16 protein-coding genes are annotated in these 16,547 nt (G+C 42.4%); 4 read left to right on the top strand and 12 right to left on the bottom strand.

Translation table 11 applies throughout. From position 1 onward, the window contains the following. Positions 1 to 249 precede the first annotated feature (249 nt). From brnQ to rluF, 4 genes are all read left to right on the top strand, one after another. Complete coding sequence (gene brnQ / locus ACQKL6_RS15795; protein WP_402989253.1) at positions 250 to 1,575, top strand: branched-chain amino acid transport system II carrier protein; 1,326 nt, start codon at positions 250 to 252, stop codon at positions 1,573 to 1,575. A 113-nt stretch (positions 1,576 to 1,688) separates the two neighbouring features. Continuing rightward, positions 1,689 to 2,621: an aldo/keto reductase gene (locus ACQKL6_RS15790; RefSeq protein ID WP_403124399.1), complete on the top strand. Its 933-nt coding sequence runs from the start codon at positions 1,689 to 1,691 to the stop codon at positions 2,619 to 2,621. A gap of 201 nt (positions 2,622 to 2,822) precedes the next feature. Beyond that, positions 2,823 to 3,716, top strand: a complete 894-nt coding sequence (locus tag ACQKL6_RS15785; RefSeq protein ID WP_427591636.1) for a DMT family transporter — start codon at positions 2,823 to 2,825, stop codon at positions 3,714 to 3,716. Positions 3,717 to 3,803: 87 nt separating this feature from the next. Further along, complete coding sequence (rluF, locus tag ACQKL6_RS15780) at positions 3,804 to 4,511, top strand: 23S rRNA pseudouridine(2604) synthase RluF (RefSeq protein WP_402872080.1); 708 nt, start codon at positions 3,804 to 3,806, stop codon at positions 4,509 to 4,511. Positions 4,512 to 4,711: 200 nt separating this feature from the next. Here the strand turns inward: rluF and ACQKL6_RS15775 are convergent, their stop codons facing one another. The 12 genes from ACQKL6_RS15775 to ACQKL6_RS15720 all read right to left on the bottom strand — a co-directional run bounded on the left by ACQKL6_RS15775 (position 4,712) and on the right by ACQKL6_RS15720 (position 16,449). Next, positions 4,712 to 5,680, bottom strand: coding sequence for a sugar phosphate isomerase/epimerase family protein (locus ACQKL6_RS15775; protein WP_402989263.1), 969 nt, complete (start codon positions 5,678 to 5,680; stop codon positions 4,712 to 4,714). Between the two features lie 21 nt (positions 5,681 to 5,701). After that, positions 5,702 to 6,742, bottom strand: a complete 1,041-nt coding sequence (locus tag ACQKL6_RS15770) for a Gfo/Idh/MocA family protein (protein WP_402872084.1) — start codon at positions 6,740 to 6,742, stop codon at positions 5,702 to 5,704. Positions 6,743 to 6,760: 18 nt separating this feature from the next. Further along, complete coding sequence (locus ACQKL6_RS15765) at positions 6,761 to 7,783, bottom strand: Gfo/Idh/MocA family protein (protein ID WP_427591637.1); 1,023 nt, start codon at positions 7,781 to 7,783, stop codon at positions 6,761 to 6,763. An 18-nt stretch (positions 7,784 to 7,801) separates the two neighbouring features. After that, positions 7,802 to 8,524 carry a ThuA domain-containing protein gene (locus ACQKL6_RS15760; RefSeq protein ID WP_427591638.1) on the bottom strand — a complete coding sequence of 241 codons (723 nt, stop codon included), beginning with the start codon at positions 8,522 to 8,524 and terminating at the stop codon, positions 7,802 to 7,804. A 189-nt stretch (positions 8,525 to 8,713) separates the two neighbouring features. Further along, positions 8,714 to 9,757 carry a LacI family DNA-binding transcriptional regulator gene (locus ACQKL6_RS15755; RefSeq protein ID WP_407407080.1) on the bottom strand — a complete coding sequence of 348 codons (1,044 nt, stop codon included), beginning with the start codon at positions 9,755 to 9,757 and terminating at the stop codon, positions 8,714 to 8,716. Between the two features lie 54 nt (positions 9,758 to 9,811). Then, a complete protein-coding gene (locus ACQKL6_RS15750; protein ID WP_402872094.1) occupies positions 9,812 to 10,633 on the bottom strand; it encodes a carbohydrate ABC transporter permease in 822 nt (273 codons plus the stop codon). Further along, positions 10,630 to 11,490 carry a carbohydrate ABC transporter permease gene (locus ACQKL6_RS15745; protein WP_402872097.1) on the bottom strand — a complete coding sequence of 287 codons (861 nt, stop codon included), beginning with the start codon at positions 11,488 to 11,490 and terminating at the stop codon, positions 10,630 to 10,632. Before ACQKL6_RS15745 ends, ACQKL6_RS15750 begins: the two co-directional genes overlap by 4 nt. Before the next feature lie 110 nt (positions 11,491 to 11,600). Then, positions 11,601 to 12,896, bottom strand: a complete 1,296-nt coding sequence (locus tag ACQKL6_RS15740) for an ABC transporter substrate-binding protein (RefSeq protein WP_402872101.1) — start codon at positions 12,894 to 12,896, stop codon at positions 11,601 to 11,603. 390 nt (positions 12,897 to 13,286) lie between these two features. Next, entirely contained in the window at positions 13,287 to 13,472 is a 186-nt protein-coding gene (locus ACQKL6_RS15735; RefSeq protein ID WP_402989277.1) for a hypothetical protein, read from the bottom strand. Positions 13,473 to 13,669: 197 nt separating this feature from the next. Further along, positions 13,670 to 14,509, bottom strand: coding sequence for a YitT family protein (locus ACQKL6_RS15730; protein ID WP_402872314.1), 840 nt, complete (start codon positions 14,507 to 14,509; stop codon positions 13,670 to 13,672). 177 nt (positions 14,510 to 14,686) lie between these two features. Beyond that, the gene (locus ACQKL6_RS15725; RefSeq protein ID WP_427651448.1) at positions 14,687 to 15,364 is read right to left on the bottom strand and encodes an ABC transporter ATP-binding protein; all 678 of its coding nucleotides are present in this window, start codon (positions 15,362 to 15,364) and stop codon (positions 14,687 to 14,689) included. After that, complete coding sequence (locus ACQKL6_RS15720; RefSeq protein WP_402958535.1) at positions 15,361 to 16,449, bottom strand: ABC transporter permease; 1,089 nt, start codon at positions 16,447 to 16,449, stop codon at positions 15,361 to 15,363. Before ACQKL6_RS15720 ends, ACQKL6_RS15725 begins: the two co-directional genes overlap by 4 nt. Between the last annotated feature and the right edge of the window lie 98 nt (positions 16,450 to 16,547).

Raw genomic sequence — 16,547 nt, 5'->3', positions numbered from 1 at the left:
GATGAAACCTAGGTTTTGATGGGAATCAAAAAAACCAACATGCAAAGCTTAATAATATTGGCTCCGTATGGACCGTACGTTGACTGATTGCCGTGGCTTTTAAAAAAGCGCGGATATGGGTGGTAAAGCGAGCACACAACTCGTCCCTCTAAGTAGGGGCGTTTTTTTATTTTCTTAGTAATACTTTCACATGATCCCGTTAGTCCATTCGGCGAGATTTTCACTAGAACGTAAAAAGGAGACATCATCATGAAAAAAACAGACGTATTATTTATCGGGCTTATGCTTTTCTCCATGTTCTTCGGGGCGGGCAACCTGATTTTCCCTCCATTTTTGGGAGCCTCATCAGGGACTTCCTTCTGGCCGGCCATCGCAGGATTTATCGTCACAGGCGTCGGACTCCCGATTCTAGTTCTGGTCGCCGTTTCCCTCGTCAAAGGCGGGGCAGAAACGATTGGGTCGCGTGTGCACCCAACTTTCAGCAAGATTTTCATGATCGTCATCTATTTAAGCATCGGACCTTTCCTTGCCATACCCAGAAATGCTAACGTCGCCTATGAAATGGGATTCAAACCCTATCTTGGCGACACGATAGGCCAATCGCTCTTTTTATTCCTATTCACGATTGCATTCTTCTTGATTGTTTATGCCATATCGATGAATCCTGAAAAAATGGAGACCATCATGAGCCGTTGGAGCACGCCCACTCTATTAGGGTCTATTGTCATCCTTTGTATCGTTGGCTTTATAAAACTGGATGCACCCTTCCAGGCACCAACAGAGGCGTACGTAACAGGTGCTTTTTCAAAAGGGTTCATTGAAGGTTATAACACGATGGATGCTTTAGCCGCCCTAGCCTTCGGGATTGTCATCCTGACCTCCATCCAAAAGAGAGGGGTATCGGACCGTAAGCAGCTGACTAAGTACACCATAAAGGCTGGAATGGTCACAGCAATCTTCCTATCTCTTGTGTATACATCCTTAGGTTTCATGGGAGCACGCATGGCTGCGAACGGTTCTTATGAAAATGGAACCGATATCCTGACCGCCGCTTCTACCCTATTACTTGGGACAGGCGGGAAAACCCTTTTGGGGATCATCTTCCTATTGGCCTGTATCGCATCCGTAGTAGGATTAACAACAGCCTGTGGACATTATTTTTCCAATCTCATTCCTAAGGCCAGCTACAAAACGGTCGTCCTGCTCATCACGCTAATCGGGTTCACTCTATCCAATCTAGGATTGAATCAAATCTTAAAAGTATCCGTACCTTTCCTAGTGATGGCCTACCCTTTAACAATTGTCCTGGTCGCTTTGACATTCTTCAGCCGTCACTTTAAGAATCCAAAAAAAGTATACCGGAGCGCTATGATTTTCACCGGTATCTTTGCCCTGATCGATGGACTGAGCGCTTTTGATGTACCATTAGGACTCGTGGAAACATTCACCGAAGCCCTTCCGTTTTCTGAACATGGAATGGAATGGGTCCTACCAGCCTTGGTTGGCACGGTCATTGGCATTATTCTAAGCCAAGCAGGGAAAGCATCACCCACCGAAGACATGGAAACCAAATAAGTGGAGCAGATGAGTCCGTTGATTCATCTGCTTTTTTCTCGCCTTCTATTGCTTATTTTTGGAAATTTACACCCTATTTTTGTTATGATTAGGATAGAGGAGATGATCAATAAATGTCAAAGCAAACACGTATTGGTAAAACGAATTTGTATGTGAATCAGATTGGTCTTGGTACGAATGCAATTGGTGGACATAACCTATTCCCTAACCTGAATGAAGATACAGGAAGAGATGTCCTGCGGACGGCTCTTGAAGAAGGCATCAACTTTTGGGATACAGCCTACATTTACGGGCCCGGACGCTCGGAGGAACTGATTGGCGAAGTGCTGAAGGATACCGGCAAACGCGAGGAAGTGGTACTCGCTACGAAAGGTGCCCATAAATTCGTGGATGGTAAAATGGTCATTGACAACTCTCCCGCTTTCCTTAGAGAGTCTGTAGAATCCAGTTTAAAGCGGCTCCAGACTGATTATATTGATTTATTTTACATTCATTTCCCTGATGAAGCTACACCAAAGGATGAGGCTGTCGGGGCTTTAAAAGAATTGAAAGATGCCGGAAAAATCAAGGCGATTGGCGTCTCGAATTTTTCGTTCGAGCAATTAAAAGAAGCCAATAAAGACGGCTATGTCGACGTCTTACAATCCGAATATAACCTGTTTAAACGGGGAGCCGAGCAAGACTTGCTTCCATATACAGCTGAAAATCAAATTTCCTTTGTCCCTTATTTTCCGCTTGCATCCGGCCTGCTTGGTGGCAAATATAATGAAGAATCGAAGTTTGACGACCTGCGAGCTAAAGATCCCCTTTTCCAAGGACAAGCCTATTCCAGCAACTTGCAAAAAGTCGAGGAGCTTCGTGAAATCGCCAACCGAAAAAACGCAGAGGTTGCGGACGTCGCCCTTGCCTGGTATTTAACACGTCATTCCATAGATGTCTTGATACCCGGGTCCAAAAAGCCTGAGCAAGTCTTGCGTAATTTAAAAGCATTGGACGTTGAATTAACCATCGATGATATTGCTGAAATCAGCGCGATTTTCGCTTAAAAGATAAGAGAGAAGCTGTTCAATTTCGATTGAACAGCTTTTTTCTTTATTTCATATTCATGGTCTCCCGCAATGAATGAATAGCATCCCTTCCTGGACAAGAATAATCCCTCAACGTAATATTCACTATTTATATTGCTTCCCTTTTTCTACATTGGTATATTTATTGAATATTCAATCACTAAAGAAAGAGGCTACCCCATGAAAAAATCTTATATTCTTTTATTTCTTATCTTGGCTAATTTATTCTGGGCAGGTAATTATATTTTCGGCAAATACGTCGTTGCTGAACTTTCACCGATTCAACTCACGTTTTCACGCTGGCTAATTGCTGTTATCTTATTATTTCCTCTTGCTCATTGGATTGAAAAACCCGATTGGAAAAGTGTATGGAAAGCATGGAAAGTACTATTACTGATGGGCTTGCTCGGCATCATCGGCTATAATTTTTTCCTGTATTGGGCTTTGACCTATACGACTTCCATGAATGCCGCTCTCGTTAATTCGATTACCCCTGCGGTCATCGTCCTGTTTTCCGTCTTACTATTAAAAGAGAACATTTCATTCCTACATGTGATTGGCCTTATTCTATCCTTATTCGGAGTATTATTGGTCTTAACGAATGGACATCTTCAGACCATTTTCCATCTTACCTTCAATAAAGGAGATCTGTTGATGATTCTGGCGATACTTGTCTGGACCTTCTATTCACTCATCGCCAAAAAGATAAAAAATATCCCGGCCATATCAGCCACCGCCGTATCCGTTTTACTTGGACTGATTCTGGCTGCTCCGTTCGCCTTTAGTTCGGGGCTGAACCTTGATGTAAGTACTCAAGCGATGGTAGGCATTTTATATATTGGAATCTTTCCATCCGTTGGTTCCTTCATTTTCTGGAACATTTCACTGCGTCATATTGATGCAAGCCAAGCTGGCGTTTACCTTAATCTCATTGTCGTCTTCACTGCGATTCTAAGCTTGATGTTGGGGCAAAACATCACAATAGTCCAGATTCTTGGCGGCCTTCTTGTCTTCTCCGGTGTCTACTTAGCCACTAAAAAGAAGAAGGATAAAAAAGCTGTGGCTTCTGCTTAAGTAGACATTTTAGCTTTCCCCTTGTTTATCTAGCATGATTTACGTTATCTTTATAGAAGAAAATCTGAATGTAAAGGTGTGCTTTAGTTGAGAATCAATAAATATATTAGTGAATCAGGGATTACTTCGAGACGAGGCGCCGATAAATGGATTGCTGAAGGTCGAGTGACCATAAACGGAGCTGTGGCCGAACTTGGCAGCCAAGCTGAACCGGGCGATGATGTTTGTGTCGATGGCAAACCGATAAAAGTAGAGCAGCAGTATGTATATATTGCACTGAATAAACCCACAGGCATCACAAGCACGACTGAAAAACATATCAAAGGAAACATTGTTGATTTTGTTAATCATCCGCTACGCATTTTCCATGTTGGTCGTCTTGATAAAGACTCAAGCGGTTTGATTCTGCTTACAAATGACGGAGATATCGTAAATGAAATCCTCCGGGCAGAGAACAAGCATGAGAAAGAGTATATTGTCACTGTTGATAAGCCACTTACGGATTCCTTCCTACAAGAGATGTCATCAGGCGTAGAAATTTTGGATACGAAAACACTTCCATGTGAAGTCAAGCCGCTTTCACGCCATACATTCAACATTACCTTAATGCAAGGGTTGAACCGGCAAATCCGCCGCATGTGTACGGCACTGGGTTATGAAGTCCGTGAACTGCAGCGCGTTCGCATCATGAACATCCACTTGGACAGGTTACCCCTCGGTCAATGGCGCGACCTGACAAAAGAAGAATTAAACGAACTATTTGCAGAATTGAATTACACACCAAGAAAAAGATGAGTGAAGAGGATGCCCCCAGATTTGGGAGCATCTTTTTTAGCAGCTGCATTCCTTTTATCGGTCAAACTGCGTAATATATCAGTCAATTTCAACATTTTATCGGTCTAGTTGAAGATATATCGGTCTAATCCAGCTTTTTTTCGGTCAAAGTCCAATTCGACTCCAAAATAAAAAGCAACCATTAGGCTGCTCATTATCGGTTATACCCACCATAGATCGGTTGGACTTTCGTTGATCAGGACGGTTTTCAAGTTCGTCACGGCTCGTTGGAAACCTTCTTCGATCGACATGAGCGGATCTTCGTGTTCGATGCTGACGACGTAATCATACCCATAAGTACGAAGGGCACTCATCATGTCGGACCATTCTTGAAGGCTATGGCCGCAACCAACTGAGCGGAAGTTCCAGGCACGTGTCTGGATGTTGCCGTACGGTTGCATGTCGGTGAGACCGTACATATTGATATTATCTTGGTCCAGATAGGTGTCTTTAGCATGGAAATGATAAATGGCTCCAGCTTTTCCAAGAATTTTAATGGCGCCGACAGGTTCGATTCCCTGCCACCAGAGATGGCTTGGGTCAAGGTTGGCACCGATTGCGTTCGATGTGGCTTCCCGTAGCTTCAACAAGGTGTATGGTGTGTGGACGAGAAAACCTCCATGCAGTTCGAGTCCAATTTTAATATGATGTTCATCAGCAAGCGCAGCGATTTTTTTCCAATAAGGAATCAGTTTTTCTTCCCATTGCCATTTCAAGACGTCCGCATATTCGTTCGGCCATGGAGCAACCGGCCAATTCGGATATTTAGCACCTTCGTGATCACCTGCGGTACCGGAAAAGGTATTGACGACAGGTACATTCATCAAGGCAGCTAACTTAATGGACTTTACTAAATTTTCATCACTTTCCCTAGCCCAGCTTTCATCTGGGGAAATAGGGTTGCCGTGACAGCTGAACGCACTGATGGCTAGCCCCCTTGATTGGATGGCTTCCATGTAGTCCTGCCGCTTTTCTTCACTCTCCAATAGCTCATCCAGTGGACAATGGGCATTACCTGGGTACCCGCCTGTACCGATTTCCACTGTTTTCAATCCAGAGGCTGCCACATAATCAAGCATTTCCTCAAATGTTTTTTGTCCGAATAGTACTGTAAAAACGCCTAGTTTCACTCGCCTCACCTCACCTTTGCATTAATTGATGCTCATGACTTTTCCGCTTGCGGAACTTTGGTAAATAGCTTCAATGATTTTCGATACTTTCATGGCTTCCGCCGGTTTTACCAGTGGTTCGGCAAAACCAAGGCAACTATCGATAAAGTTCGCCGCCTGTTGAAGATCCGGTGTGTCCTCACCTGGCATCCAAACCGCTTCACTATTCAAAAGCATCCCGTGTTTCGCCTGATTCAATATGAGCGGGAACACATCTAGACCGCCCTGTGTTCCGGATAAACTCAAGACTGTCGCTTCTTCACGGATATTCGCGGCCCATGACGTTTCAAATAACAAAGAAGCTCCATTTGCAAATTTGATATAAGCCGTTGCATGATCATCCACTTCAAAAACGGAAGCATCGAAATTGCCCCATAGATTAACTTGATCGACACCCTTACTGACATAATTATATGTCGAACCTACAATTTCGATTGGTTCTGGGTCATCCATCAGCCATAAAGCCAAGTCAAGCAAGTGACAGCCATAATCGATCACACTGCCTCCGCCTTGCAATTCCTTGCTCGTAAATACGCCCCAACCGGGGACTTTCCTTCGTCGAATGGCCTGAACTCGTGCCACGTATGGCTCTCCAATTTCACCTGCTCGAATCATTTTTTTGGCAGCCTGGGCTTCCTTCATGAACCTGTAATGATACGCAATGGAGAGCACTTTTCCAGATAAGTTTGCCGCATCGGTTATTGCCTTACATTCCTCAGTCGTGATGGCCATCGGCTTTTCACATAAAACATGTACACCAGCCTGCAATGCCGCGATGGAAATCTCGGCATGAAACTTGTTCGGTGTGGCTATCGTGACCGCATCCACTTCGGCAAACATATCTTCATAATTGGTAAAAACTTTTTCAATATGATGTTGCCTGGCGACATCTCTCGCCTTCAATTCATCAATATCCTGAATTGCATATAAAACCACTTTATCCTGTAATGTTTGGAAGGCTGGGATATGCCTTTTTTGGGCAATCCCCCCAGCACCGATAATACCCATTTTCAATTTGTACATGATGACTATTAAACCCCTTTATAAGCGGACGATTTGTCTGGATGCATTTGATTCCATTGCGCCGAGAATGACTTTTAGTGATTGTAATCCTTCAATTCCTGTGACAAGAGGCTCTTCATTGTTTACCACACTTTTTATAAAGTGGCTGATTACTCCAGTATCATGCTGTCCGCCAGAGTCATTTGTCTGGATGCCCCCTAATTCGAAGGTTTCGGTCTTCCCATTCTTATGATGGATAATCAGTGAATATTTAGGGTCGTCTTCTAGACGCAATACGGCTTTTTCCGCATAAATGACCGTTGCGTTGTCTTCTTTTGCGTACGACCAGCTTGCCGTCAGGGTACCAATAATACCGCTTCCCGTTCGCAGGATGCAGGCAGCGCTATCATCAACATCCGCCTGTTGCTTTGCACTCGTTTCCACAAAAGCTCCGACTTCCACAAATTCCTCGCCTAACACATATCGCAGTAAATCGGCTTTATGAACACCTAAGTCCCCCATCGCCCCGATGACCGCTTGATCTTTTTTAAAAAACCAGCTGTTCTCCCCATCGACACTCCAAGTTTCAGGCCCTGAATGTCCAAAAGCTGTCCTGAAGCTGTAAATCTTTCCTAATTCCCCACTCTCAATTAGCTTTTTGGCTTTTTGATGTGAAGGGACAAACCGCTGATTATGACCAATCATTAATATCTTGCCGCTTTTTATAGCTGCTTCATTCATTTTTTCCGCATCTTCTAAAGAGGTCGCCATGGGCTTTTCACAAAGAACATGCTTTCCAGCTTCAAGAGCAGCGATCGTGATGGGGGCATGCAGGTAATTCGGTGTACATACACTAACCACGTCAATATCCTTATTCTTTAAGAGTTCTATATAATCAGTATATGCTTTTGCGTCATACCTTTGTGCCGCTGCATTCGCCCTGTCTTGCGCAATATCACAAACGGCTACAATATCGGTTTCCTGATGCGCTTCATATTCCGGAAAATGCCTATTTTTCGCAATGCTCCCACAACCAATGACTCCCACTTGTACTTTGACCATTCTGCTCTCTCCTTCACTTCATCTCTTGGATGAGATATTCTCCAATGGTACCGCTTTTCCATAAACCACATTGTTGTGAGAACGTGGCTTGACCCACTTGACCGCATTCTTTATCACCTGCTGTATCTCTGGGTTATAGTAGGTCGGATACGTTTCATGGCCAGGCCGGAAATAGAATATCCTTCCTTTTCCACGCTGGTACGTGCATCCGCTTCGGAAAACTTCGCCGCCTTCAAACCAGCTCATTAAGAGCAATTGATCTGGTGCGGGTATATCGAAATGCTCCCCGTACATTTCTTCCTTCTCAAGCTCAATATATTCACCGATTCCTTCAACAATGGGGTGAGCGGGATCCACGACCCAGAGCCGTTCCCTTTCATCCGCTACGCGCCATTTCAGATCGCAGGTCGTTCCCATTAATTGTTTGAAGATTTTCGAAAAGTGTCCTGAATGGAGGACGATAAGGCCCATCCCTTCGAGCACCCGCTTATGAACACGTTGGACGATTTCATCCTGCACTTCATCATGTGCAATATGCCCCCACCAGAGGAGTACATCCGTTTCCTTCAGTACCTCTTCCGTCAGACCATGCTCTTTTTCGTCAAGCGTAGCCGTGTTAACCTCAATCTGATCTTCTTGTAAGAACTCGGCAATCGCACCATGGATCCCATTTGGATAAATCTCTGCTACCTCTGGCTTCGTTTGTTCATGGCGATACTCGTTCCATACCAAAACCTTCATCAGAATCTCCTCCATATGTTTTTTCGGCGACTTCCCCTGCATGTTTAACTAATACCTCTTATTTTGTTACGCAAACGTTTGCGTTAGAAACAATAAAAAAATAATTTTGAATAATAAGATTAAATACATTGGTAATCTATATTGTAAATTTATGTTAGGAAAAATCAAGCTTTAATTGCTAAAACAATTCTACAATTTCTCTGTAATTTCTTTTTCAATAGCGGAATGTGACTCACGCTGTACGATTTTGGTAGGAACCCGGATACTCTTTTCCATCATTTTAGGATCGGCTATTAAATCAAATACGCACTTTGCTGCTTCATAGCCCAGTTGGTACGTATGAATATCGACCGTGGTTAGTGGTGTACTTAAGAATTCGATAAACTCCGAGTGATTAAAGCAGACGACACTTATTTGTTCCGGAACTTTCAACTTCTTTTCCGCTAACACGCCCAATAACAGCACACCCAATAATAGGTCCATGACTATAAATGCCGTTGGTGATTCAGGTAAATTCAGCAGTTCCTCGATGGCTTTTATGCCATCGGCGCGATTCAATGGAATCAGTTTAATACTTTCCTTTGGCACGCTTAACCTTGCCTGTTCCATTGCTTGTCGGAATCCGCTTAAACGCGCCTGGATCACTTCGAATTCAGGACTGCCCCCTAAAAAGGCAATTCGTTGATGACCAAGATTGATGACGAACTCCGATAATTCCTTAGCCGCTTGAACATTGTCGTTATCAATGAAAGTGATGCCACTCATATCCGTCCTTGGCTTCCCTACCAAGACAAATGGGAAGCTTTGTTTCACTAGATAGGGCACCACTTTATCATCCTGCTTCGAATACAAAACAATCATGCCATCCACGCGTCTACCTTGAACCATTTTAACGACATCTTCAAAAATGGCATCCTCGGTTTCCCCAGTCGTTAGCGAAAGGCTATACCCCTCTTTATTACAAAAGTCGCCAATGCCTCGGATCACTTCTGGAAAGAATGGATTGTACAGGGATTCCCTAGCCGAATTTTTCATTACGATTCCAATGGTCTTCGTGGATTTTGTAACCAAATTCCGGGCATTTTCATTCATATGATAGCCCATTTCCTTCAATACCTTCCGTACTTTACGCTTTGTCTTTTCACTAATGGTAGGACTGTTATGAATAACACGCGATACCGTGGATGGAGCGACATTCGCTTTCTTGGCAACGTCTTTGATCGTTACAGACATTTTCATCTACTCCCGTTCATCGCACAGGGCTTATTATTCCCTATATCTAAATAGTTATTTAACCGCACCGTCAGCAATTCCTTTAATAATTTGTCTTTGGGCAAAAAAGTACGCAATGATAACTGGAATGATTGACAAGGTAAGTCCTGCCAAGGCAAGATGCCATTGTTTCGTATATTGACCGAAAAAGAAGAATAATTTAAGTGGAATGGTCTCAGATCCCGCACCCCCGATAACAAGCGATGGCAAAAGGTAATCATTCCAAATCCAGATGACATTCAAGATCCCGACCGTGATTGACATCGGTTTCAATAATGGAAAAATGATATACCAGAATACTTGAAAACGGTTGGCTCCATCGATTTTAGCCGCTTCATCCAGCGTGATGGGGATCCCTTTTAAAGTACCATGATATAGGAATATGGAGAGACTGCATCCAAACCCTAAGTACATGATGATCAATCCGGTGCGATTCAACATACCCATCTGACCAAATTGGGCTACAAGCGGGATCATCACCGATTGGAATGGAATAAGCATGGCTGCCACAAACACGAAGAACAGCAAAGAACTAAATTTACTTTTATTTCGTGATAGCGCGTATGCGGCCATTGCTGAAAAGATAATAATTATCACGACACTGACAACCGATATAAAGATGGAATTGAATAAAGTCCGAAGAAAATCCAATTGTTCGAAGGCCTGAGTGAAATTTTCTAGTGTCCAGGTATCCGGCAAGCCCAATGTGTCAGAGAAAATCTCGCGTTTCATTTTAAAAGCATTTACGATCATTAAATAAAAAGGGGTGAGCCATAACAAGGCCAATACAAACCCGATCAATCCGACCAGCCAAAGCTTCCAATTCTTTCTCATCATAGCTCAACCTCCCTTTTCTTATTGATATATACCTGTGTCAAGGAAACGGCTGCCACAATCACGAAAAAGATCACGGCCTTGGCCTGTGCATAAGCCATATCATTTTCGGTAAACGCGGATTTAACAATGTTCATTGCGACCATTTCTGTTGAATTGTATGGCGCACCGTTCGTCAAAGAAAGGTTTTGATCATATATTTTGAAAGAGTGTGAAAGCGTCAGGAACAAACTAACCGTGAAGGCTGGTGCCACAAGCGGAAAAGTTATATGGCGAAAACGTTGGAAGCTATTGGCCCCATCGATTTTAGCCGCTTCAATCAGGTCTTCAGGAACTGCCTGTAAATAAGCGATATAAATGATCATGATATATCCCGCCATCTGCCAGGACGTTAAAATGATCAATCCCCAAAATCCAGTCTCGGTTGTGGAAAGCCAACCATTAAATGCCTCTATGCCGGTTACATCGCCAATGGCACCAAAGACTTTGATGAAGATGAACTGCCAAATGAAACCAAGAATCAATCCACCGATTAAGTTCGGCATAAAGAAAATGGTCCGAAGAAGGTTGCTCGATTTCAGTTTTGAAGTCACGATAAGTGCCAAGCTCAAACCAAGAACGTTTATGACCACAATCGCTGTTACAGAAAATTTGATGGTGAACCAAAATGTATCCAGGAAGCCCTTGTCCGAGAATAGGTTTATATAATTTTTGAGACCCGTGAAATCGGGCGTACCCAAACCGTTCCAATTCGTAAATGAATAATAAAACCCGTAAATGAGCGGCACGATCACGACCAAAATGAGCGCGGCTAGAACAGGTGTCAAGAACAGCCAATATGCAGCATCTCGATTTCGCATTTGAAACCGACCTCCTAATATAGTGTGTAAGTAGCGGATATATTTATAGAACAAACAACCAATCGACACAAGTTAGGCTCGATTGGTTGTTTCCCTATTTAACGGAATGCCTATTTACTGTGGATTTTCTCCCAGTTTTCAATGTTTTGTTTGACGAGTTCATCCCATGTCATTTTACCGGTTACATATTTTTGGACACTTGCACCCAGATCATCGTTCCACCCGACTGGATATCCATTGAACACCCATCCAATGGTATTTCCCTCTTGTGAATACTTATAAATTTCTTTTGATAACGGATCGGCAATTTTTTCAACGTCATACCCTTCATAGGCTGGAATGAATTTAAAATCTTCTAATACAGCTTTTTTACCTGCATCGGATGTATACATCCAGTCTAGGAATTTCCTCGCTTCTTCCTGAACTTTCTCATCCGATTTCTTATTTACTGCCCAATAGTTCGGTACCCCGACCGGCATGGCTGCCGTGTCCCCATTCGGAATAGGGATGATGCCTATGCCATTTTCAGCTAATTCGGGATCCATGTCATACACTGTGTTATACACCCAGTTCCCTTGCTGGATGATTGCAACCTTTTCAAGGGAGAATAACTCTTCTACTTGTTGGGAGTAATCAAGGCTTGCCGTTGGCTGAACAGAATATTTATTTTGAATATCGACCAGTTGTTTGAACTTGTCTCCATCCGAGAACTTGACGGTTTCCGCCTTGCTTGCCGTCAACACGTTTCCATCAAACTCCGGTGCTAAAAAGACATTGGATAAATGGTTTCCCGTTACCCATTTCTCTTTGACCGGATACGCGAATACTGCATCAAGCTTCAATTTGCCTTTCTGTGAATCCAGCTTCTTCACTGCATCCTCTAGAGCTGTATAGCTTGTAAGTTCTTCCGCCTTGATTCCGGCTTCTTTAAAGACCCTTTTGTTATAAATCAGGCCATACCCTTCCTGATTGAATGGAAGCCCAAGAATCTGCCCGTCCTCTTCAACGCCATCCAACGTCCCATCCAGTGCTGCCTCTGCAGCTTTCGTATCCTTCAAATCTGATAATCTATCTTTATATTGTTCCACATCGATCGGTCCGCCAATATTAAACACCGCTGGTTCCTCACCGGAAGCAAATTTTGCGGTAATGGCTGATTTATAATCATTCCCGCCGCCAACTGTCGATACTTTGATTTTCACATTTGGGTTCTCTTTTTCATACTGCTTGGCCAGAGTCTCAAATTGCGGCTTAAACTCTACTTTAAATTGGAAAATATCCAGCGTCACTTTATCTTTATTATCGGAATCACTGTCCCCGCCAGTAGAAGAAGAGCAACCTGCCAAGACCACACTAAATATCAATAAAATAGAAAAGATTCCCCCATACCATTTTTTACGCTTCATGCCTATCAACTCTCCCTTTTTCCGTAAATTCCTATACCTTTTAAGAAAACGTTTGCATAAAGTATGAAAAGTAGATATCTTATAAACTGTCATTTCACTATTCTATTGAAAGATAAACCACCACCTTACAAACCTAATTGTAATCGGTTACATTTCTTTTTCTTTATATTACCACTTAATGACATTACTTACAATTAAATGTATAAGTCTACGAATATATTACGTTTCTTCTTCTAAATTATATGATTGAATACCCAAGAATTATTCCTTCTCCTGATTATATAATTTGAACGGATATCCATTCTGGGTATTTCTTCATCTTTTTCAACCATTCAGAATGCAAGCTGTATTTCATTAGAGAAATGGGAAACCAAAAGGCTTCCCTTCCATTCACTTCAAAACCATTTTCACGTTGGAAGACCCATACTCTTCCTTCAATTCGTAATATTTATCACTTGCTTGTCCAAATTCCTCGAACACACCACTAATAAGTAATTCATCCGTTTCCTTATCCACTATGCTGTACTTAATATTGCTCTTCCCAAACTTTCTGTCATCCACTTTTAAAAGAATCATGCTAAACACCTCCATATATAATGGCTGTATTCCTCATGATGGTTGGATTCTTACTTACATAATATAACAATTTATTCAAAATTCACAGATTTTTTTGTCATTTTCAGGGAAATAAAAAAAGACCTGCCTAGGCCCCTTGAAATAAAGTCCGTTTATCCATATAAAAAAAGGAGCCCAATCCGGCTCCCAAAATGATTTTATGACTTCGAAATATCCACGAACCCCTCACCAAATACATCCCTTACATCATGTATCGCGATAAAAGCTTGGCTATCGGTAGACTGAACAATTCTCTTTAACTTGACGACCTCTTGTTTACTAATGACAATATATAGAATTTCCTTCGCATCTTTCGTATAGTAGCCATGTCCATCAAAAACTGTGACCCCTCTATCCATTTTAACCGTTACTTGTTTCGCAATGAGATCTGCTTCTTTCGAGATGATGGTGATTGCCTTTTTCGGGTTTACACCCTCAATGATGAACTCCATTACTTTCGTTCCAATATATAGCATAAGGATGGTTAGCATGAGACCTTCCGCACCGATAATGAAATAGGATGAGACGGCCACGATTATATCAAAGAACAATAACCCATAACTTATGCTCCAGCCTAAATATTTATTTGTGATCCGAGCAAGAATGGTAGAACCTGCCGTCGTACCGCCCACCCGAATGATCAAACCAATTCCTACACCAGCAAACACACCGCCAAATATGGCATTGATTACGATTTCATCCGAAGAAACGTTCCAATTCTCCGTTAAATGTAGAAAAAGAGAATGGAAGGTGACGGCAATAATCGTATAAATGGTTGTAATCCTCGATAAAAATTTATATCCGACAATCAGAAGGAATGCATTCATAATGAAACTTACCAGGCCCGGTGACCACTGGAATAAATAGAATAAAATGATGGTAATCCCCGTTACTCCACCTTCACCGAGATCATTGGGAATAACGAAAAGATTGATTGCCAACGCAAAAATGAACGCACCTATTATTATAATGAGAACATCTAAAGAAGTCTTTTTCATATGTAACTTACCCGCCTTTATATAAACAATTTCCTTGCTATATAGTAACACGTAATTTCTTGATTCCTTCATTGATTTTCTTAATCTGTTAAAATAATTCATCTCTTAAATCAGGAATGGTAAAAGGCCACTGTACTCCCGCTAAACCGGAATACAGTAGCCTGCATACTACCTCTTTTATAGAAGAATCTTGCCATCCGTAATGTTGACGACACGGTCACACAAATCTAACATTCTCTCATCATGCGTCACCATGATGGCTGCCTTGTTTCTTAACTTCACCTCGGTCGCAAGCATTTCCACTACCTCTCGCCCCCGCTTTGAATCAAGGCTTGCAGTGGGTTCATCTGCTAAAATGATGTCTGGATTATTCATCAACGACCGCGCAATTGCTACCCGTTGACGTTCACCGCCTGAAAGCTCTTCTGGCAAATGATTGCACCGATGACTAAGTCCGAGATGACTAAGTAATTCATCAGCTTTTTTCACAGCTTTCTTGTCACGTTGCCCCATCAGTTCTGAAATAAGCAGAAGCTGGTCACGTACGGTAAGGTACGGAACAAGATTGGATGATTGAAAAACAAAGCCAATTTTCTCTAGACGGACACGTGTTAATTTCTTCGGAGAAAATGATGTTATATCCTCATTATTTAAAAGCAAACTACCTTTACTTGGGGAAAGTAAAGCACCTGCTATAGAGAGGAAAGTACTTTTCCCCGAACCTGATGGACCAACAACGGCCACAAATTCCCCAGCTTTCACTTGAAAGGTAACATCGTCAAGAGCCCTCACGATATTCTCACCTTCACCGTAAATTTTGCTGACGTGATCGAATGATAGTTTATGATTCATCATGCTACCCTCCCAATGGCTTCAATGGCATCAATTTTTGACACTCGATATAGTGATAACAAGGAACCCAATACCGAAACAATCAATAAAAGAATCGAATATTGAATGACCAAAGAAGTACTTAATTCAAAAGGCATTCCTTCTGGCATGATGAAAGTGACCCCGTATGTTAGTGCAACACTACTTGCTATACATACCACCGCAAGCATGAACACTTGGCCCACGATACTTTTTGCAAGGTAGCCAGTACTTGCTCCGAGTGCTTTCATGACTCCAAATTGATTCGTCTTCTGTAAAGTGATGACATAGAAGAACACAGCAAGAACAAATGCAGCAATCACAAACAGAAAGGCTATCATCATCGCCAATGTACCTTGTTCTTCTTTAAATCCCGGGATACTTTGAAGCATCTCATCCTTCGTAATGAGATCCACATCAGACACAGACTTCAACGGACCTACTTGATCCATTTGAACCGCAATTGTGCTAATTGCGTCCGTGTTTTTCAACCGAGGATTAATCCCCTGCCATCCCTTAACGTTCATGTATACAACAGGTGTATGGCTGTAGGATTGATTTTCGGTGAATCCTACGATAGTGAATTTGTTACCGGATAATTCATCTACTACCGTATCCCCTACCTTATAGCCGTCCTCTTTTAAAGAATCATTGGCTACTATATCGCCTTTCTTCTTATTATCATAGCTTTTCCCTTCCACGATTTTGGGTGCAAGGAACCCATTGGCATCCGTTGCAAAAATCGTGACATCCGTCTTTTTCGATGTACCTTCTTTATTGAAGGTCAACATCATTTGACCCAGGGCCTCCGCTCCTTCAACACCCGTTGAAGAACGAACCTCACTTAATGTATCCAGCGGAATAGTAGATCGGTTTAGTTTATGCTCCACGTTAGACTCCATCATGAAATAGTCAGCATCCATGCCTTGTATCGATGAAGCATTTTCAGCTGAAAGTCCATTAGCCAATCCAGAAATGATAAAGACCAGCCATGCGACCAAAACCATGATCAACCCGATCAGTAAGTAACGCACCTTTGAATGTTTCAGCTCACGTATTGCTAAAAACATTTTTTCATCTCCCAATTCTTTTGTTACCGTTTGAACATCCAATCCCTTATGTTCATGTGGTATACATCGATTGTAATGAATCATTATGAATGGAAGAT

The organism is Peribacillus sp. NPDC097197, assembly GCF_050278025.1.
In the GTDB taxonomy this organism is placed as follows: Bacteria; Bacillota; Bacilli; order Bacillales; family DSM-1321; genus Peribacillus.
Note: the sequence above shows the minus strand (reverse complement) of the source record. Positions and strands in the feature narration are given on the sequence as shown.